This window comes from Pedobacter paludis (assembly GCF_003173575.1).
Lineage (GTDB): Bacteria > Bacteroidota > Bacteroidia > Sphingobacteriales > Sphingobacteriaceae > Pedobacter > Pedobacter paludis.
The window spans coordinates 142,594-162,242 of the sequence record NZ_QGNY01000007.1 but is presented as its reverse complement, the minus strand read 5'-3'; the positions used below and the strand labels follow the sequence as shown (position 1 = coordinate 162,242).

Sequence of the window (19,649 nt, the reverse complement as noted above, 5' to 3'; positions counted from 1 at the left end):
TAGCTTTAAATCCTAATATTTTATGAATGGCTAAATCCAAAAAGCAACTGGAAATCCCTTCTTCAGGTGCAATCTCTAAAACGCTAACAGGTATTTCCGGATTAGATGAAATTACACTTGGCGGACTTCCATCTGGCCGACCAACACTTATCTGTGGAGAGGCGGGATCAGGTAAAACACTTTTCTCAATCGAATTTATAGTAAAAGGCGCACTGGATTATGGTGAGCCTGGCGTATTTATGGCTTTTGAAGAAAAGGCTGATGAATTAAAAACCAATGTAGCCTCTTTAGGTTTCGATCTTGATAAATTAGAACGAGAAAAAAAAATCCGCATAGATTATGTACATATAGATCGTTCGGAAATCGAGGAAACAGGCGAATATGATTTAGAAGGCTTATTTATCCGCCTTGGATATGCAATTGACAGTATCGGTGCTAAACGCGTGGTATTGGATACGATAGAAAATCTTTTTTCGGGACTGAGCAATGAAGGTGTGCTAAGAGCAGAAATTCGCAGACTTTTTCAATTTTTAAAATCAAAAGGTGTTACCGCGATTATTACCGGCGAACGTGGCGAAAAAAGCTTAACCCGCCAGGGTCTTGAAGAATATGTTTCTGATTGCGTAATCCTTTTGGATCATAGAATTATCAATCAAATTTCGACCAGAAGGCTCCGAATTGTTAAATATAGGGGCTCAGTTCATGGTACGAACGAATATCCATTTTTAATTGATGATGAAGGCATTTCGGTACTACCGGTAACCTCATTGGAGCTAAATAAGGAAGTATCTTCAGAAAGCCTTTCTTCGGGAATTGATGCCCTTGATCGGATGCTGGGAAATTCGGGTTTTTATAAAGGAAGCAGTATTTTGGTTTCGGGCACAGCGGGAACCGGCAAAACCAGTATTTCGGCAACTTTTGCCAATGCAACCTGTCTTCGGAAAGAAAAATGTCTATTTTTTGCCTTTGAGGAATCTCCGAAACAAATTATAAGAAACATGAGGTCGATTGGTATTGATCTTCAAAAACATGTAGATAAGGGTTATCTTGAGTTTTATGCATCTAGGCCAACGTTATATGGTTTGGAAATGCATTTGGTAGCGATACATAAGGCTATTCGTAGATTTAAACCAAGTGTTGTTGTTTTAGATCCCATTACAAACTTAATTACCATTGGCTCGGTTAGCGAGGTAAAAACCATGTTGGTTCGTTTAATTGATTTTTTACAAGCTGAACAGATTACTGTGATGTTTAACGCTTTGACGCTTAATACGGTTATTAATGAGCAGACGGATGAAGGAGTTTCTTCGTTGGTAGATGCCTGGCTGTTGATTCGTGACATAGAAAATAATGGCGAAAGAAACCGTGGACTGTACATCATGAAATCAAGAGGAATGAAACATTCCAACCAAATCAGAGAATTTGTAATTACGGATAATGGACTAGATTTAATTGATGTTTTCTTAAGTGAAGACGGTATTTTAACAGGATCTGCAAGAGAAGCGAAACTGTTGCTTGAACAAACCGGTGAAGTAATACATGCACAGGCGGTAAGTAGAAAAGACAGGGAACTTGTTCGTAAACGTAAGGTTCTTGAATCTAAAATTGATGGGTTACGATCAGAGTATGAATCGGTTGAGGAGGAACTCAATAAAGTATATGTTGAAGAGGCGCTAAAAAAACAGATTATGGGAGATACATTGTCTAAAATGACAGATCTTCGCCGCACCGATTTTGGGAATATTCAAAAACCTTCATCAAAAAAAAATAAAAAGTAGTGGGTAAGTTATATGAATTAAGGCTATATGTAGCCGGAAAAACAAGCAAATCCGTTATTGCTCTTGAAAATCTGAAGAAGATTTGCGAAGAGCACTTAAAGGGCAAATATAGTATTGAAGTGATTGATCTTTTGGTAAAGCCTCAGCTTGCGGAAGGAGACCAGATATTTGCTATCCCAACGCTGGTTAAAAAGGTTCCAGAACCGGTAAGGAAAATTATCGGAGACCTCTCGAATGTGGAAAAAGTTTTAGTGGGCCTAGATATTCGTCCGAAATTAGTGAGCTAAATTATGTCGGAAGAACAGGAGAATAACAGAAATGTCGGCGATGAAGAATTTTATTCGCTTCGATTATTTATTGCTGGTGCGTCGCCTGTTTCTACAAGGGCTTTAGTTAATATTAAGGCCATTTGTGATGAATACCTAAAAGGTAGATATGAGCTTAATGTAATTGATGCCCATCAACAGCCACTTATGGTTAGGGATGAGGATGTTACAGCGCTCCCGATGTTGATTAAGAAATCCCCTTCGCCAAAGAAGAAATTAATTGGCGATTGTTCGGACAAAGAGAAAGTGTTAAAAGGTCTTGGCTTAAGATTTTAGTTAATGGAAAAGTCAAAAGAACATATTGCGCTTGAACAGGCTTTTTCGCAGTTAAAAGCCGAATTGGAAGAAGCAAATGATGTAATCCATGCCATTAGAACTGGTGAAATAGATGCACTTGTTGTAAAGGGAAGTGAAGGACATCAACTTTTTACACTCAAAAGTGCGGATCATACTTATCGTATTTTTATCGAACAAATGAGCGAGGGCGCTTTAACGCTCGATAAATTCGACAATATCTTATATAGTAACTCGCAGTTTGCGAAGCTTTTAGGCATTCCCCTTGAAAAAGTGATCGGAATGAATTTTTCTGCATTGGTTACTCACGAAGATCGAAGTTTTGCTATGGAAGTTGTTGGTGGCGCATGGGATGTTGATACCCGTGCAGAGCTTCGGCTGGAGAATTATGTGGGTGAAAAAATATCGGTACAAATCTCATTAAAAGCTTTAGAGCTTGATGAAGGAAAGTCATTAAGTGTAATTTTAACCGATCTTACAGCGTTAAAGAAAAGCCAGTCTCAGCTTGAAATTCAAAATAAAGAACTCGAAATTGCCAGACAGATTGCTGAAGAATTAAACAGCAATTTAGAAGCTACCGTAAAAGCCCGAACGCAGGAATTGGAATCCAATATTAGAGATAAGGTTAGGGTAGAAGAGGTGCTTCGATCGAACGAGCAACGCTTAACCAGTATTTTACACACCATGGGCGAAGGCCTTTGCATATTAGATACCATTGGCCAAGTTACATTTGCAAATCCCAGGGCTCAGAAAATCTTTGCCCTTAGCGCAGAAGAAATTCTTTTACGCGATTATTTTACACTTCAATCGGAGTGTTTTTCTTTAGATGGAAGTACCCTGCAAAGGGAACAGCATCCAATTTACATCATGTCGGTAAACCAAAAACCGGTTTACGATCATGAGATTATGATCCGAAATCATAAGGATGAATCGGTGTATATTTCTATAAATGCAAGTCCGCTTTACGATGGCGAAATTTTTATCGGCGTTGTTATGACCTTTACTGATGTAACCAATCGAAGAAAAATAGCCTTTCAAAAGGATGAATTTATTAGTGTGGCCAGCCATGAGATTAAAACCCCATTAACCTCACTAAAAGCTTCGATGCAATTGCTTACTCGGGTAATGGAAACCAATCTGGGTTCAGAGAAAATTCCTATGCTTATTCAAAAAGCAAACTCCAACTTGGCAAAAGTGGTGCATTTGGCAGATGATTTAATGAATGTTTCAAAAATTCAGCATGGACCACTTCCACTAAATTTGGAAGAAACCAATATGGCATCATTAGTAATTTCCTGCGCCGAACAAATCCTTAATCATACTCCCGTAAAGCTCGTAATTGAGGGTGAAATGGAATTATCGGTTTTGGTAGACCAGCAGAGAATTGAGCAGGTTCTTGTAAATTTATTTAACAATGCACTTAAGTATGCCTCTGAATCTAAAATAATTAAGGTTATAATTTCGCAAGGCGAGAAGTTCGCGAAAGTTTCTGTTCAAGATTTTGGAGCAGGAATACCACCAGAGAAACTTGCACATTTATTTGATCGGTACTATCAGGTTGATCCACAAGGAAAACAAGTTTCAGGTTTGGGACTTGGCCTTTATATTTCGCATGAAATTATCCAGAGACATGGTGGCGAACTCACCGTTGAAAGTACTTTTGATTTCGGCAGTACCTTTTCTTTTACCGTTCCAACTCGCAATAATTTGTAATTATGGAGAAAAAAATTCTTGTTATTGATGATAATGCAGATATTTTAGAACTGGTAACCATGATTTTAGAATTGGATGGTTTCGAAGTTGTGAGTTCTAAGAATGGATTGGAAACCGAAAGCTTGGTTGCTGAACACAAACCCGATGCCATTTTGCTAGATGTTTTACTTGGTAATGTAGATGGGCGCTATCTTTGTCATTTGGTTAAGTCCAATTCAGAAACATCGCATATTCCAGTGATCATGATTTCCGCAAGCCATGCGGCAAGATCTATTCAAGAAGGTTATTGTCAACCTGATGATTTTGTATCCAAACCTTTTGATATTGATGATCTGGTTTTTAGAATAAGAAAGCTTTTATAATAAACATCTTTCTTTATTCTGATTTAAGCTTTGGTAACAATTTCCACCAATCTAAAAGTTTGGCTTTAAGTTCTGCGGTTAACTTGGGTTGTTCATTAGCCAAATTATGCGTTTCACCTTTGTCTTTTGGGATATTATAAAGCTGAACATCTGTTCCATCGTGATTCATTAACAACTTCCATTCGCCAGATCGGATGGCCAGGTTTGGACTTTTATCCATCGGTTTGGGATATTTGAATGCGATATCATTTCGGCCATATTCCCAAAACATATCTTTTTTTCTTGGGCTTGCGATTCCCATAAATACAGAACTTCTGTCTATTCCATCGCCCTTATAATTTTTTGGTAATGGAATTCCAGCCATTTTAGCCAATGATGGAAGCAAATCAATTGCATTTACTTCAGCACTATTCTCGATTTTGCCGATAGGCGTATGCCCCGGCCAACGGATGATAAACGGCATTCTTGTTCCGCCCTCGTAAAGCGAGAGTTTAGAACCTCTTAAACCTTCGGCTCTTGTGCCCCTAAAACTAGGCAAGGGACCATTATCACTCGTAAAAATGACAATTGTGTTCCGCTCATTTCCCATTTTTTTAAGCCCCTCCAATAATCTTCCAATCTGGACATCATATTCTTTAAGTACACCCTTAAAGGCCTGTTCTTCTTCCGGGTTCATAGGGAATTTACCCGTGTATTCGGTCTCCGTTCTTGGTACCCATGGCGTATGAACATCGTCGGGCCAAAGGTTTATAAAGCAAGGCTGATCCTTATGTTTTTGCATAAAGTCCAAAGTCTTATCTACAAAATATTTTGTTCTGTCCCATCTTTTAATGCTATCCTTTTCCGACCAAATCCAGTCTGTTGCCGTAATTGCCGGATCAGGGTCTGGACTTTCGTACGTGCTCGAGTGTTCGTCAAATCCGTATTTTTCGAAGCCCGGCGCATTTTTTACATCCCTTCCGCCACCCATGTGCCATTTTCCAAAGTGCCCAGTTGCATATCCGGCACTTTTAAAAACTTTGGCCATGGTTGGGGCACTTGGATCTAAATAGTCAGCTTGTTCGGCATTTTGATTGTGTTTTTTATTATCAAGGTAGGTGCTAAAATTCCATCTGGCCGGATACATTCCGGTAAGCATTCCAACCCTTGATGGGGAGCAAATAGGTGCTGAACTGTAGTATTGATTTAATTTTATTCCCTCCTGTGCAAGACGATCAATATTGGGTGTTGGAACAAATTTACCTCCAAATGTGCCAATATCACTAAAACCCATATCATCTGTTAGAATAATAATGATATTGGGCTTCGCCCCGTTTGTGATCTGGCTTAAGGCAATGGAATTTAGGCCAATAGTTAGACAAAGAATAATGGCTAGACAACATTTAAATCTCAACATATTTTATCAAGGAAAGAGTTAAAATAACAATTTAAGGTTTTTTATTTAAAAAGGGATGTTACAGCTTGGAATTAATTTAAACCTTTCAGCTCATAACATGTTGTATTTAAAATTGATTCTTAAAAAATAAATATACTTATGAAAAAGCATTTCTTATTAGGCCTTACACTTGTTGCAACGTTTGTGGTTTCATGTTCAGGCAACCGTGCAGACGGAAAAGACGGGCAAAAAGATACCTCTTATAAATATTCTGACACTTCAAAGCATTTGCCTCAGGATACCGTAGGAAAGGATAAATACCAAGATAGTATTTCCAATACACCAAGACTTCCAGAGACCAAAAAATAATTTAAGTGAGTTGATTTTCAATTTGCTCGGCTATTTGATTCACTTCACTTGGGCCGAGCACTATCTTTCCTCCATCTGTGGTCAGTTTGTAATCGTATGGAGCAAATTCTCCAGGTTCTATGGCTTCTTCTGGCATTAAGTTCCATTTTGAGCCTACTTTTTTTACAGCACCAATTATGCCCTCGAAATAAACGATTTTAAAATAGTCGTTATGTGGGATAATGGTTAAGGTAATCCGTTCATTTTTATGGATGATGTGAATATTAAATGCTTTCATATTAGATAAACGCATTTTACCAAAAATAAGTTTTGTTTAGCTCTGCAGATATTGATGTCTACTAATTTTATTTTCTTATATGGAAGACAAAGATAAACCCAATCGTAAGCCATCATATCTTAATTTTGATGCTTCAGATTATCCGTGGAAACCCGGGATAGATTATCAAAAAAATCCCGAAGCCTATCGGGTAGGAAAAGGTGAGCAGGGCGTGTTGATCTGCGAGCCATATAAATCTATTATTGGGCCACATTGGAGATTTAAAAGCGCTGAAATTGCGGAAAATAGTGCGAAAACAATTTATCAAATGTTTCAAGATTTTGTTGTTAAAGGTGATTTTGTAGGAGCAGACCTGTCCAGGAAATATCTTCAGATGGGCTATACGCGTGCCAGACGTTATGCCAATTATAAAGGAGGCAAAAAATATGATAAGGCGAAGGATTATCAGCCATTAGAACGTGGAACAGGAGATTCTGAAAAAGCCGAGGCGGCGTCAATTTTTTATGTTTTTTGGAAAAAAGCTGAACAGGAGCCTTTGTATGCGGAGCAGAAAATGGCATGGAAAAAGCAATACGGTTAAAGGTTGAGGGGAAAAAGAAAATCTAATAAAACAATTTATTTTTTTTATTGTATTACAAATAGGCATGGCAGATTATCCTGAAGCATTGCATTCTCCGGTAGATTGTAGTATTATGGATGAGATTTCAGGAGTTTCCAGTTTCTTATGCGGGGAAGTTTTGCACGGGGTAGAAAAGCAAAATCACGATAACTGCTGCGCCTAAATCGGTTTTTTAATTTTATTTATCATTTTCTCGTCCAGCTAATTTTAACAGTTTCATTTCCCTTTACGAAAGCTTCGATATCACCTTTTCTATCTTTAGCAGCTTTAAGCTTACCCGTTCCCAGATCCATTTTAAACTTTTGTTTGAGTGTTTTTTGCAGATCGTTATCTGGCATTATCCTTAATCTACAGCTAATCCGTTCATCTCCCTGCAAATGGAAAATCACAGAACCCTTACTTTTTCTAATGCCTGAAATCGGACTATCTGTAAAAATAAGAAATGCTTCATCCTCAAATCGGATAAAATGTCTTGGAAGAATTCCAAAGGCATTGCCAGCACCATAAACTTCCTGACCAACTGAACCGCTCTTTTCAACTCCATCATGAAGATCTTCGAGCGCAATCCATAAGTTCCGATCAACTTCACCTGTTTTTACCTCATCTGAAATCATCTCATCTGGTAACATGGGTGGATAATAGTATGGAGCTCGTTCAACTAAATAACGAATAAATTCTGCACAAAGTAATCTTACACTTGGTAGAATTTCAACATCTTTAGCATGCAGGAGGTAATCGTGAAAAGCACAAAAAACTTCTTGTTCTTCGTATGCTGCTGTATAGGGCGCATCGCTTAAAGGATACAGAGCAAAAAAAGTAGGGATGTGCTTTCCAAAACCATAATTGCAGTTCCAAAGCTGCACATTCTGAAAAATTGAAGCTAAACACCGGTAACTTAAATCTAAGTACAATTGATTTTTAGTGATCTTATACAGGCGCAATAAAGCACCGGCTCCGAATGCGGTATTGTTTGCCTGATACATGATGTTATATCCAACATCATCAAGTTTTTTTGCCGCCCTTTCTGCTTCTAGCAAATATTTTTTATCATTGGTGAGCTCATAGGCCTGAAGCATCACATGTGCGTAAAGTCCTGGTACGTCTTGCTCTCCTCCTTCGCCTTCTTTAGTTTCTGCTTTAATTATTTCAAGTGTATCCATCTTGTAAAAAACAGGCCAATTGTATTTAAATTTTTGAGCTACTTTAATTGCAAAGCCAAGCGAATCCATGAAAAGCTTTTCTGCCTCTTTGTCGCCTTTCAGTGCAAGCCTGGATAGATTGAGCAATGGGTGGTGGAGATACCAGGAATCCATAACCATAGGCATTTTTTGCTCTTCTTCGCCTTTTAGTTTATCTTCTGCCGCTGGATGCCAGCGTACGAGCGTTTTTAATTTTTCACTATAAAATGGGGCTAAACCTTTTTTAATGGTTTTCATTACATCGAGCGATTTGCCGCTCCACTCTACATAATCCAGAAGCGGCAGCAGTACCGCAAGCTGAACCATAATTTCAGGTGGTGTATCATAATCGCTAACATAGGCATTTAAGTAGCTGTTTCCACCAACCATAGACCAGCATCCAGGGTTATCAATCAAATCATTAAGCCCTTTTTTCAAAATTTCCGGCCAATGTAAATAGTGCGTTTCTGGTTTTTTAATCTTGATGTAAACCTCGCTCAGCAAATCTAAATAATCAACAGCTTGATCTGATTCTGCTATACTTCCAGATTTAAAAGCAATTATAGCATCCGAAAGCACAACTTCTATCCCAGCTTTAAGAGGCTTCTCTTGGGTTTTTGGTAGTGCTAAACCAATTTCTGGCAATGTTCCGCCAACCACATCTGCCAACGATGTGCCTGTTTGTTCTGCGTAGGGAGACAGTGCGGTTAAATTTTGAAAATATAAAATTCGTAGATTCCGTTCAGGTAGGGAGAAATAGATTAAACCCGATCTTGTACCAACTTGGCTTTTATGAATTTCGCCCAGCGATTTTAAAGTAGCGTTCGGATTATCGGTTGTAATTAAATCTCTAGGCCAAAAAGGTATAAAAAGATCATATGCAGGAGTAAGCGTACAGGAATAATTCAAGAATGAAAATTTATCTTTCGATAAGGAAATGGCTATGTCGAATTTTCCTAAAACAGAATCCACTGCAATGGTGATTTTATCTTTGTTTTTTTTTAAAATAGGCTCGGTTAAAATACCGTCGGCTACGAAACAAGCCCTAAAGAATATCGGTTCGATATCTAAATTTGACACTGAAATCCAGATGGAATCACTTGTTTTTAGTATTCTAAAATTTAGTATTTCATCTTGCCAGGCAAATAATTCAACGCTATGTTTCAACTGATGCATAGCTGTTATTGCCCACGGAGATAATCCTTTCATAAGTTAAATGTTTATCTGATCAATATGTGTGCACAACACTACATTTTACTTCTTTGTTTTCTGTAGATCAATTTGATTCGGATGCGAGAAAGATAATGTTCCATATTTTAAAAGACCACTTTGTTTTAAACGAGCTGAACGTTCCTAAAGCAATAATTACGATTTAATACGGATAATGAATGTATTTCTAACAGTTTGGTATATGAAAGATATTTTATTCATAAATTGGATTAATTTAAATCTGCCAACATTTTCAATATCTAAAATCTATAAATAACCTAAGAGAATGAATAGTCAAAAAAAGCAGGTCAGTGATCTCATTGATCTAAATGAAGAGCTTGAAAACTATTTTCGCAATACCATTATTCCCCAGCTCTTTGTTGATGCTACACTTACATTAAGAAAATTTACACCACCGGCCATGAAACAGTTTAGCTTGAAAGATAGCGATATTGGGAAGCCTATTGTTGATGTAAAAGAAAACTTTCGTTTTCCTTCCATTCTGGAAAATATACAGCAGGTAATTGATTCTGGAGAAATTTTAGAGAAAGAAATTCAGACTGTTGATTTTAGGTGGTACCAAATGAATATCCTCCCTTACCTTGTAAGAAAAGACAATAAAACCAATGGGGTAATCATCACTTTTGTAGAAATTACCATGAGAATTCGGGATTTAAAAGAACAAGAACGGCTGATTGCTGAGCACGAGCTTTTGCTTGATACCATTTCTCATGATATAAAAACCCCGCTAACCAGTTTAGGGCTTACCATCGAACTGTTAAGGGCACTTCCGAATAAAAAAATGGAGAAATTCCCGCTTTTGCTAGAGAAAGTGGAGAATAGCTTAAAGAAAATGAAAGATGTGATTTTTGATTTGACCGACTCAAGAAATCATCAACATAAATACAAGGCAGTTGCTGAATTGGTCAGTTTCGAACATATTATCGAAGATACCCGCTTAACTCTGGCACCACAGATATTGGAATCGAATGCGGTAATCCATACAGATGTTAAAGTATCTGAAGTGTTTTTTGTTAGACGAAAGTTGCGAAGCATTGTATATAATTTAGTCAACAATGCAATAAAATATCGTTCTCCTAACCGAAAACCCGAGGTATTGATCAAAACTGAGATAAAGGAAGAATACATGATGATTACAGTTGCCGATAATGGCGTGGGGATAGCCCCAGAAAATTTGGAGGCTGTTTTTACCAAGTACCAACGGTTGGACGAATCTGTGGAGGGCTCTGGGGTTGGACTTTATCTGGTTAAAGAAATTGTTGATTATTCTGGGGGTAAAATTGAAGTTGAAAGTGAATTGGATAAGGGTTCTGTTTTTAAAATCTATTTGAAATTGGAGAATTAAATTAAGTATCAGATTAAGAAGTGTTTTTTGGAATTTATGTGGATTAATTTAACTTGTTTTTAACAAGTTAAAACTATTTTCATCAATCTTGGTTTATTGAAATTGATTAACAATTAATTCCATCCCTTCGTAATCTAATTATCTTGGCAACAACAGAAAATATTGGAAAGAAACATGAATCATTTCTTCCGAAAATCTTTTTAATATTAGGTTTAACACTGTTGTTGAGCGTTGAAGGCTATTTTGGCTATCAGCTCCATACACTTTCTAAACAACAGGAAAAGTTAAAAGAAGATTATTCAGAAATGAATAACATAACCTTTGGTTTGTTTTCGGTAGATCAATGGCGAGATGAAGTTGCAGGTATTGTGAAACATCAGGTCCGCGATTTCAAAATGACAGCCAGGCAAAAGAAAGATCTGCAGGTAGAAGTTGAGCAGATTATTCTGGCCCTCATCAATAAGGCTGAAGCCATCGTTAACAAACCCCAAAAGTCGCTTGGTGGAAAGCTAACAAAATTTGCCGTTAGAAATTTCGTTGATACGGATGACATCAAGGCTCAGGTACCCACTTTTGCGAAAACAATTATTGCTCAGGTAGACAATCCAAAAAACAAAAAGCAGTTGAGTAAAATGGCTTTGGGTGAGTTTAGGGCATTGCAACAAACCAAAGATATTGATAGCACTTTAACCGTTAAAAATACGATGGTTAAGCAGATGTACAAAAAATATCAGGTCTCATCTGCAGATGAATTTAACACTAAACTTACTGCCTCCTTAGATAGCATTCGTACCACAACATATTATTATTCTTTCATTATGCTTATCTGCATATTGGTTGTACTTACCCTTTGGTGGTTTCTTAGAAAGCGTGTTGATCTACATGCCACACTTTTCATCATGTCGTTGATGTTTGCTTTTATACTGCTTGCAATTGGGCTTACTGCATCTATGATTGAAGTTGATGCCCGCATTAAATCGCTTGATTTTGTGCTTCTGGGCGAACATGTGGTTTTTAAAAATCAGGTTTTGTTTTTCCAAAGTAAAAGCATTTTAGATGTTGTAGAAGTGCTTGTAAAACAGCCTGCCGTAGATTCGATTTTGGTCGGAATTTTAATCCTGGTTTTCAGCATTCTTTTTCCGGTTATGAAATTAAGTTCTACCGGGATTCATCTTTTAAGTAAAAAGAAACTGGCCGAAAACAAGGTGATTAAATATTTTGCTTTTCAATCTGGAAAATGGAGTATGGCCGATGTGATTGTAATCGCCATATTGATGGTTTACATTGGTTTAAACGGTTTGTTAGAAGGTCAATTGGCAAACTTGAATATCAAAAGTGATTTTCTAACCATCATTACCACAAACAATACAGCATTGCAGCCTGGTTATATCATTTTTATAAGTTTTGTGCTTTACGGACTTATTTTATCAACCATATTAAAGTTTATTACACGACACGATTCTCACTAAATTGTGGTTTCAAATCATCAATCTATCATTTAAACTGCAAAAACATTGACAACTCATCAACAAGATTCGCCTTCAAAAAAAAGTGGTTTATCCAATATCATACTGATCATCGGATTAAGTATCCTGCTTTGCGGAGAGGCTTATTATGGCTTTCGCTTACGCCAGAATTCTATTGAAAGAGAGCAGATTAAGGAAGATTACAGCATGATTAATAACATTACTTTTGGTATTTTTTCGGTAAACCAATGGCGAGATAAAATTTCTGAAGTGGTTAATCATCAGGTAACTGATTTTAGAATGACCAGCAAGCAAAAAAAGGAATTGCAGAAAGAAGTCGAAAATCAACTTCATGGACTGGTTTCCAAAACCTTTGCACAGATTAACAAGCCTCAAAAATCGCTTAAAGGTAAACTGACAAAATTTGCCGTAAAACAGTTTGTTGACCCTAAAAAAATCCAGGCCCAGGTGCCTTCATTTGCGAAAACCATTATCACCAAAATTAACAGTCCGGCAAGTACAAAGAGACTCAAAAACATCGCCACCAGCAAATTGGATCAGTTAGAGAAAGAAACTTACGATAGTACCGAGATTGCCAGCAACGCTGTTACCAAATACATTTCAAAAAAGTACCATGTTGCCGATCCGGTTGAGTTTAATGATCGAATTAATACGCAATTGGCTTTTATAAATAAAGCAACCTATAATTCATCTTTTGCTATGCTTGGTTGCGTAATTGTGGCGCTTGGCCTTTGGCTTATTATGCGCAAGCAGGTCCGCCTTCATACCACGCTTTTTATTATGTCGCTCTTATTTGCTTTTGTGCTGTTAGTGGTTGGTGTAACGGCGCCAATTATAGAAGTTGATGCACGAATCCATGCCTTGAACTTTACCATATTGGGCGAGAAAATTGCATTTGAAAACCAAGTGCTGTTTTTTCAAAGTAAAAGTATTTTGGGTATTATTGAAGTGTTGATCCAACAGCCCAAACCAGATTCGGTTGTTATAGGATCACTCATTTTACTTTTTGTTATCGCTCTGCCAATTTTAAGACTAATTGCAAAAGGAATTCATATTCTGAGTAATGATCAAATCCGCCAAAACAAAGTTTTAAAGTATTTGGCTTTCGAATCTGGTAAATGGGATATGGCTGATGTAATGGTAGTTGGAATATTGATGACTTATATTGGGTTAAACGGTATATTACAAAGTCAGCTGTCCAATCTGGAAATCCATAATGATGTACTTACAACCATAACTGAAAATAATACCTCTTTACAACCCGGATATTTTGTTTTTGTAGGGTATGTGGCTTATGCCATTATATTATCTGTTATTTTAAAAAGAATCACTCCAAACGATACAATTATTTAAACTATTTTCTGAAAAAACATGCGTTTTTGTTGTGAAAACTTTTGGATTTGATAAAATACAGAACAAAAGTGTTGACAATTTTTCCTTTTTCTAAATTCTAGAAGATCTGCGAGAAGGTTTTGTAATAAGACTATTCGTATTTGCAATATATTTTGCGAACTTGCAGACGCTGAGGATTTAAATGAATTACCCTAAACTTAAAGATCACGAACTCACTGCCTTGCTCAAAAAAGGAGATGTGTATTCGTATACAGAGATTTTTGAGCGGTACAACCAAGTTCTCCTTCGCCATGCTTTCCGTCTGCTCTCCAATGATGAGGAAGCTTATGATGTTGTTCAGGATGTTTTTCTTCACTTGTGGCAAAAGCATGATGCTATTGAATTTACCACATCGCTTTCGGGCTATCTTTTTACAGCAGTTAAAAACCGGATTTTCAAATTATTTGCGCACCAAAAAGTTGTGCTTAGGTATGCAGAATCAATAAATTCTTTTATGGTTGAGGGATACAATATTGTAGAAGACCGACTAATGGAAAAGGAGCTTTCGGCACTCATTGCCAAGGAAATTGAAGCCTTGCCTGCTAAAATGCGTGAGGTATTTATTCTTAATAAAAAAGAAGAACTTACTTATAAGGAAATTGCTGAACGGTTAAACATTAGCGACCAAACGGCCAAACAACAAGTATACAAGGCCATGAAGATTCTTAAACCTAAAATAGATGGTTTTTTGGCCTTGTTTCCTTTTCTGTAATTTTTTTTTAAAACACGTATGACGATTAACTGGTATAGCGGTCTTAGCTATATCTTTAAGTAAATTGGTATTGAACAAGGTTGTCTACCCAGCTTTTACTATAATTAACTTATCGATCAACCTTATACAAAAACCAATGAACGAACAGCAAATTGCTGAACTGATCAGAAAATATAATGATGGAACCTTAACGCAGGATGAAAAGACTGCGCTAGATATTTGGTATCTAAAATTTGCATCAGATAGCAAAGCACAACTATCAGAAGAAAAGGAGGCCTTGCTTGTAAATAAGCTGAGATCAAATCTTCCGTTGCATTACAAAAAGCCAACAGTAAAATTGTGGCCTCGAATTGCAGCTGTAGCTGCGCTTTTGGCCGTAGTTATTTCGGCAACTTTTTGGGCTTTAAAAGACAACGACTCACACCTTCAGTATACCAACGATGTTCAACCCGGAAAAACCGGCGCAACATTAACTTTAGCGAACGGTAAGAAAATATACATAGAAAACGCTGTTGCAGGTAACATCGCTGACGAATCTGGTGTTAAAATTTTCAAAACGAAAGATGGACAGATTAGATATGAAATATCCGGTGTAGATAACGGGACCATTGGTTACAATACTTTAAGTACTTCTCGTGGCGAACAAACACAGGTGCAACTGCCAGATGGAACAGTTGTGTTTTTAAATGCAGCATCATCACTCAAATACCCAACCAGCTTTGCCAGAGCACAAAAGAGAAAAGTTGTTTTAACTGGCGAAGGTTATTTTGAAGTTTCCAAGGATAAAATGCACCCATTTTTAGTAGAAGCCAACAATCAAACCGTAGAGGTTTTAGGAACAATTTTTAATATTAACAGCTACGCTGATGAGCCATCGGTTAAAACCACTCTGTTAGAAGGTAGTGTGTTGATATCTAATGTAAGTTCTAAAAATAAAATGCTATTGGTGCCAGGAGAGCAGGCTACCATAAAAGATATGAATCTTGATGTTAAGGCTGTAGAGGTTGATGATGTGGTGGCTTGGAAAAATGGCTCATTTATGTTCAATAACGAAACGTTGGAGAGCATTATGAAGAAAGTATCGCGGTGGTATGATGTTGAAGTACGTTATGAAGATCCTGCATTGAAACAAAAAACTTTTTTTGGATCGATCAGCCGCTTTGATAAGCTTTCGGAAATGCTAAAGCTATTGCAGAAAACTGAAGGCGCAACATTTGATATACAAGGCAAGCAGATTACTGTGAGCAAAAAGAATTAATCAATAAATGGAATAACCATCCATTTTTTATTTATCAACAAACAAACCAAACTAAACATGAAAGAAAAAGAAGCTATTCCCTGAGCGCCCTCAAAGCTCGTTGACAAATAAAAAGGGCTTCGACTGCTATCGAAACCCTAAAAAATCTGTACGACAAAAATTTGATCAAACAAAGTTTTATTAACTCGGCAATGCATACGTCCTACTAAAAACTGATGCAAAAGCCAAACAGACTTTCAAACTTAGCTAATATTGCCCATTAAAGCAATATGGTATGAGCGTGTAATCATCGCCCGTAAAAGGAGAATTGTCTGCTAACAAATCGATGAATATGCATAAAACCTATACAAAAATTTTCTATAAGCCAACCGGCTATATACCCAAATTGCTATTGATGATGAAACTGACTACGTTCATATTATTATTCTCGCTAATGCAGGTAAGTGCTGCCACCTTTGGACAGCGGCTAAATCTTGTTGATAATAATGTTTCTATTGAGAGAGTTTTAAGAGAAATTAAGAAACAAACCAATATTAATGTACTTGTAGAAAGCACAAATTTTAAAACTTCTACAAAAATCAATACCAACTTTAAAAATGCTTCATTAGAAACTGTAATGAATGTGGTTTTGAGTGGAACCGATATGACCTACATTTTTGAAAACAATAACATTGTAATTAAACCTGCAGTGAAATCATCTTTCGAAAAACTTATCGGTCAGTTAATGGCTATTGAGGTTTCGGGTACAGTGGTCGATTCGCTAAGTGGAAATCCATTGTCTGGCGCCAATATTACGGTTAAAGGACAAAGGGTAAGAACAGGAGTTGATGGTACTTTCAAATTGCAGAATGTAGATGAAGGTTCGATACTTTCTATTAGTTATACCGGATATAAAACCAAGGAAGTAAGGGCCAGTAAAAACATTGGCGTTGTTAGGTTAGGGTTAGATGTTGGTTTACTTCAAGATGTTGCTGTAACAGTTAATACGGGCTACCAACGCATTAAGCCAGAACAGAGTACAGGTTCTATAGCGCAAATTGGGACAAAAGAATATGAATCAAGAGTAAGTAGTAATTTTCTTGATGGACTGGTAAATAGGTTACCAGGCTTGTTGATCAACAACGATGTACAATTTACAAGCACGGTTCCTGGCGCAGGCCAATCTACTAGGCCTTTGTTTAACATTAGAGGCATCTCTACCATGTCGGCCAACCAAAACCCACTAATTGTAGTTGATGGTTATCCAACAGAGCTAACGCTGGATATGATTGATCCAAACGAGATTAAGTCTGTAACTATTCTTAAAGATGCCGCCTCCGCTACCGTATACGGAGTAAGGGCATCTAACGGGGTAATTATTATAGAAAGAAAGCAAGCTACCCCAGGGGCAGCGCAAATTAATTTTAGGACTACATTTGGTCTTAAACCAGAGGAAGATTACAGCCGATATCGTTGGGATCCAGCGGCATCAGCTATCAATGCCAGTTACACACGAGAAAGGCAGTCGCTTATTATTACCCCCACAACATGGTCAACATTGTTTACGACAGGGCAAGGCAACATTAGGCGTTCTATCCCTTTCTTTATCCAAGCGCAACTAGCTGCGGGTATCATTTCGTCTGCACAGGCTGAAAGCTCCTTTGCTGAGCTGGCTAATTATGATAATCTTGAAGATTATAGTCGACTGTTTTTAAGAACATCAGTTACACAAACGCATACATTGAATGTTTCAGGTGGTGTACCAAGCGCCCTTTATTATATTACTGCTAATTATACGGGCAACCGCAATAACACAATTGGGAATGACAATGGAAGATTCTTATTGACGGGACGAACTACGCTTAAGTTAGCAAAACGACTAAGTTTGGAATTGACTACAGAATATCAAGAACAGCGTGCTAATAGTGTTCCTGTACCGGGCCCAGCTTCTTATGCAGGTTATGAACACTATGATGACGTAAATGGCAATCCTAGCGCCATCATTTCACAAAGTTATGCACCAGTTTTCAACAATTATATTATTTCTCAGGGCTTATTGGATCTGAACTATTACCCATTGGTAGAAGCGGCTTCCGTAAGCGATAAAACGAGAACATTAAATGCTAAAACCACTGCTAATTTCACTTATAATATTGGAAGAGGCTTTAACTTTTTGTTTGGTGGCGTGTATGAAACATCTCGTTCAGAAAATAGGCATTTGGCCGGTCAAGGCTCTTCAGAAGTGAATCAGTATGTAGATACTTATACCAATACGCCAACTACTGCTAATCCTACCTTGGCCTTTAAAAGAAATATCCCTGATGGTGATTTTCTTCGTCAACAGAATACCAGCTCAACGGGGTATACCGCACGTGCGCAATTAAACTATAACAAAAGATTTGGTAATCACTCTATTAATGCCATAGCCGGCGGAGAAATGCGAAGCATTTTAAGTAAAGGTAATCTGGCCTCTTATTTTGGTTATAACGATCAGAGTCTGTTGCAACAACCTGTAGATTATGCTTCAATAATTAGCGGTTTAGCTACAGTAAGGGGCACACTTGTTACTGGTTTTACACTTGGGTCTTTAAATAATTTCTTTAACCAGACTTATACTGAAGATCGTTATATATCTGCGTTTTCTAATGTTGTTTATTCGTTTAAGGATAAGTATTCGTTATCTGGAAGTATTCGTATCGATCAGTCGAACCTTTTTGGAAGCGACCCAAAATATAAATACAAACCATTATGGTCTTTAGGTGCTGCCTGGAATATCGACAGGGAAGACTTAATGAAAAATATCAACTGGCTTAAACAACTAAAACTACGTGGTGCTTTTGGGTTTAATGGAAATGTTGCTAAACTTTCCCTTCCACAGGTAATTGCACAAGCACAGAATAACACATCCAATACGCCAACATTAAGTTCACTTATCTTAGTTTCCAATGCTAATAACGGCCTTCGTTGGGAGCAAACTGAGAACCTAAATGTAGGTTTGGATTTCAGTATTTTTAAAAACATCACAGGTAGCCTTGATTACTATACCAAAAAGACAACCGATGTAATGAGTAATTCCACAATCGATCCTACTCTTGGCGCTACTTCGGCATTAATTAATAATGCAACCATTAGAAACAATGGTTTAGAGCTTAGTCTAAAAGCAGATTGGATTTCTACCAAAAACTTTAACTGGAACACTGGTATTGTAGTAGCCAAAAATAACAGCAAGGTACTTGATGTTTATAGATCAGGTCAATACAATCCGTCAGTACTCGATTTATTAGGCTATGTGAGTGGTTATCCAGTAGGCGCAATGTTTTCTTACAATACGATCGGACTTAATAATGAAGGACATCCTATTATAGTTGATCCGAATGGTACACAGTATGTAGTCAACACAAGCACCACAGGAGCTGCTATAACTACAGCGATGTCTAATAAAGACTCTGGTCTTACACAATACTCTGGAACATCTATTCCAACGATTAATGCTGGGTTAAGTAACAGGGTTGATGTTGGCAGTTTTTACTTCTTCGCTATGATTAACTATTATGGTGGTTTTAAGGTAAGGGTACCAAGACCAACACCAGCGGAAAATAGACCTTTAATCGGATCAAATAATTATTGGAGGGTTCCTGGTGATGAATTGAATACAGAAATTCCAAATTTAACCGACTTAAATAGTTTCAATCCAGGGGTAGCCTATCGTTATAACGAAAATTATGTGGTTCATGGTGATTACATCACATTAGGTGACGTTACCGTTTCATATAGACTAAACAACCTGAATTTTATCAAAAAGGCTGGCTTTAAGAACTTCGAAATAAAAGTTCAGGGTTCAAATCTTTATACAGTAGGTTTAAACAGATATAATTTCAGTCCGGCCACCGGTAGCTATGCGAAATCTTATGTTACACCTACTTATACCTTAGGTTTATTTACTAACTTTTAAAAT

The 19,649-nt window shown here is 37.3% G+C and carries 16 protein-coding genes; 13 read left to right on the top strand and 3 right to left on the bottom strand.

The annotated features are described in order from the left end of the window. Window positions 1–26 precede the first annotated feature (26 nt). From kaiC to DF947_RS18325, 5 genes are read left to right on the top strand one after another with little or no spacing between them, the layout of a single operon-like run. The gene (kaiC, locus tag DF947_RS18345) at window positions 27–1,778 is read left to right on the top strand and encodes a circadian clock protein KaiC (protein WP_109931631.1); all 1,752 of its coding nucleotides are present in this window, start codon (window positions 27–29) and stop codon (window positions 1,776–1,778) included. Continuing rightward, entirely contained in the window at window positions 1,778–2,065 is a 288-nt protein-coding gene (gene kaiB / locus DF947_RS18340) for a circadian clock protein KaiB (protein WP_109931629.1), read from the top strand. Before kaiC ends, kaiB begins: the two co-directional genes overlap by 1 nt. A 3-nt stretch (window positions 2,066–2,068) precedes the next feature. Beyond that, on the top strand, window positions 2,069–2,380 hold the full coding sequence (locus DF947_RS18335) for a circadian clock KaiB family protein (protein WP_109931627.1): 312 nt from the start codon (window positions 2,069–2,071) through the stop codon (window positions 2,378–2,380). 3 nt (window positions 2,381–2,383) lie between these two features. Next, window positions 2,384–4,111, top strand: a complete 1,728-nt coding sequence (locus DF947_RS18330) for a PAS domain-containing sensor histidine kinase (RefSeq protein WP_109931625.1) — start codon at window positions 2,384–2,386, stop codon at window positions 4,109–4,111. A gap of 2 nt (window positions 4,112–4,113) precedes the next feature. Further along, window positions 4,114–4,473, top strand: a complete 360-nt coding sequence (locus tag DF947_RS18325; RefSeq protein ID WP_109931623.1) for a response regulator transcription factor — start codon at window positions 4,114–4,116, stop codon at window positions 4,471–4,473. Window positions 4,474–4,486: 13 nt separating this feature from the next. Here the strand turns inward: DF947_RS18325 and DF947_RS18320 are convergent, their stop codons facing one another. Then, on the bottom strand, window positions 4,487–5,869 hold the full coding sequence (locus DF947_RS18320; protein WP_109931621.1) for a sulfatase-like hydrolase/transferase: 1,383 nt from the start codon (window positions 5,867–5,869) through the stop codon (window positions 4,487–4,489). Between the two features lie 138 nt (window positions 5,870–6,007). Between DF947_RS18320 and DF947_RS18315 the strand changes: the two genes are divergently transcribed. Next, the gene (locus tag DF947_RS18315) at window positions 6,008–6,217 is read left to right on the top strand and encodes a hypothetical protein (protein ID WP_109931619.1); all 210 of its coding nucleotides are present in this window, start codon (window positions 6,008–6,010) and stop codon (window positions 6,215–6,217) included. A 1-nt stretch (window position 6,218) separates the two neighbouring features. Here the strand turns inward: DF947_RS18315 and DF947_RS18310 are convergent, their stop codons facing one another. Then, complete coding sequence (locus DF947_RS18310; protein WP_109931617.1) at window positions 6,219–6,494, bottom strand: hypothetical protein; 276 nt, start codon at window positions 6,492–6,494, stop codon at window positions 6,219–6,221. A gap of 79 nt (window positions 6,495–6,573) precedes the next feature. On the opposite strand from DF947_RS18310, the gene DF947_RS18305 reads away from it, so the two are divergent. Further along, complete coding sequence (locus DF947_RS18305; RefSeq protein WP_109931615.1) at window positions 6,574–7,074, top strand: DUF4385 domain-containing protein; 501 nt, start codon at window positions 6,574–6,576, stop codon at window positions 7,072–7,074. A gap of 224 nt (window positions 7,075–7,298) precedes the next feature. On the opposite strand, the gene DF947_RS18300 is transcribed toward DF947_RS18305, so the two are convergent. Beyond that, entirely contained in the window at window positions 7,299–9,500 is a 2,202-nt protein-coding gene (locus tag DF947_RS18300) for a hypothetical protein (protein WP_109931613.1), read from the bottom strand. 286 nt (window positions 9,501–9,786) lie between these two features. Between DF947_RS18300 and DF947_RS18295 the strand changes: the two genes are divergently transcribed. The 6 genes from DF947_RS18295 to DF947_RS18270 all read left to right on the top strand — a co-directional run bounded on the left by DF947_RS18295 (window position 9,787) and on the right by DF947_RS18270 (window position 19,646). Next, entirely contained in the window at window positions 9,787–10,866 is a 1,080-nt protein-coding gene (locus DF947_RS18295; RefSeq protein WP_109931611.1) for a sensor histidine kinase, read from the top strand. 143 nt (window positions 10,867–11,009) lie between these two features. Beyond that, the gene (locus DF947_RS18290) at window positions 11,010–12,335 is read left to right on the top strand and encodes a paraquat-inducible protein A (RefSeq protein WP_109931609.1); all 1,326 of its coding nucleotides are present in this window, start codon (window positions 11,010–11,012) and stop codon (window positions 12,333–12,335) included. A gap of 45 nt (window positions 12,336–12,380) precedes the next feature. Further along, window positions 12,381–13,706, top strand: coding sequence for a paraquat-inducible protein A (locus DF947_RS18285; protein ID WP_109931607.1), 1,326 nt, complete (start codon window positions 12,381–12,383; stop codon window positions 13,704–13,706). Between the two features lie 181 nt (window positions 13,707–13,887). Next, window positions 13,888–14,457: an RNA polymerase sigma factor gene (locus DF947_RS18280; protein ID WP_109931605.1), complete on the top strand. Its 570-nt coding sequence runs from the start codon at window positions 13,888–13,890 to the stop codon at window positions 14,455–14,457. Between the two features lie 136 nt (window positions 14,458–14,593). Beyond that, entirely contained in the window at window positions 14,594–15,715 is a 1,122-nt protein-coding gene (locus DF947_RS18275; RefSeq protein ID WP_109931603.1) for a FecR family protein, read from the top strand. A gap of 394 nt (window positions 15,716–16,109) precedes the next feature. Further along, window positions 16,110–19,646, top strand: a complete 3,537-nt coding sequence (locus DF947_RS18270) for a SusC/RagA family TonB-linked outer membrane protein (RefSeq protein ID WP_240615412.1) — start codon at window positions 16,110–16,112, stop codon at window positions 19,644–19,646. Window positions 19,647–19,649 lie beyond the last annotated feature (3 nt).

Coding starts and splice junctions, on each gene's coding strand:
- DF947_RS18315 (WP_109931619.1), top strand. CDS start 6,008: ATGAAAAAGCATTTCTTATTAGGCCTTACACTTGTTGCAACGTTTGTG.
- DF947_RS18275 (WP_109931603.1), top strand. CDS start 14,594: ATGAACGAACAGCAAATTGCTGAACTGATCAGAAAATATAATGATGGA.
- DF947_RS18280 (WP_109931605.1), top strand. CDS start 13,888: ATGAATTACCCTAAACTTAAAGATCACGAACTCACTGCCTTGCTCAAA.
- DF947_RS18270 (WP_240615412.1), top strand. CDS start 16,110: ATGATGAAACTGACTACGTTCATATTATTATTCTCGCTAATGCAGGTA.
- DF947_RS18325 (WP_109931623.1), top strand. CDS start 4,114: ATGGAGAAAAAAATTCTTGTTATTGATGATAATGCAGATATTTTAGAA.
- DF947_RS18330 (WP_109931625.1), top strand. CDS start 2,384: ATGGAAAAGTCAAAAGAACATATTGCGCTTGAACAGGCTTTTTCGCAG.
- DF947_RS18305 (WP_109931615.1), top strand. CDS start 6,574: ATGGAAGACAAAGATAAACCCAATCGTAAGCCATCATATCTTAATTTT.
- DF947_RS18320 (WP_109931621.1), bottom strand. CDS start 5,869: ATGTTGAGATTTAAATGTTGTCTAGCCATTATTCTTTGTCTAACTATT.
- DF947_RS18295 (WP_109931611.1), top strand. CDS start 9,787: ATGAATAGTCAAAAAAAGCAGGTCAGTGATCTCATTGATCTAAATGAA.
- kaiC (WP_109931631.1), top strand. CDS start 27: ATGGCTAAATCCAAAAAGCAACTGGAAATCCCTTCTTCAGGTGCAATC.
- DF947_RS18310 (WP_109931617.1), bottom strand. CDS start 6,494: ATGAAAGCATTTAATATTCACATCATCCATAAAAATGAACGGATTACC.
- DF947_RS18335 (WP_109931627.1), top strand. CDS start 2,069: ATGTCGGAAGAACAGGAGAATAACAGAAATGTCGGCGATGAAGAATTT.
- DF947_RS18300 (WP_109931613.1), bottom strand. CDS start 9,500: ATGAAAGGATTATCTCCGTGGGCAATAACAGCTATGCATCAGTTGAAA.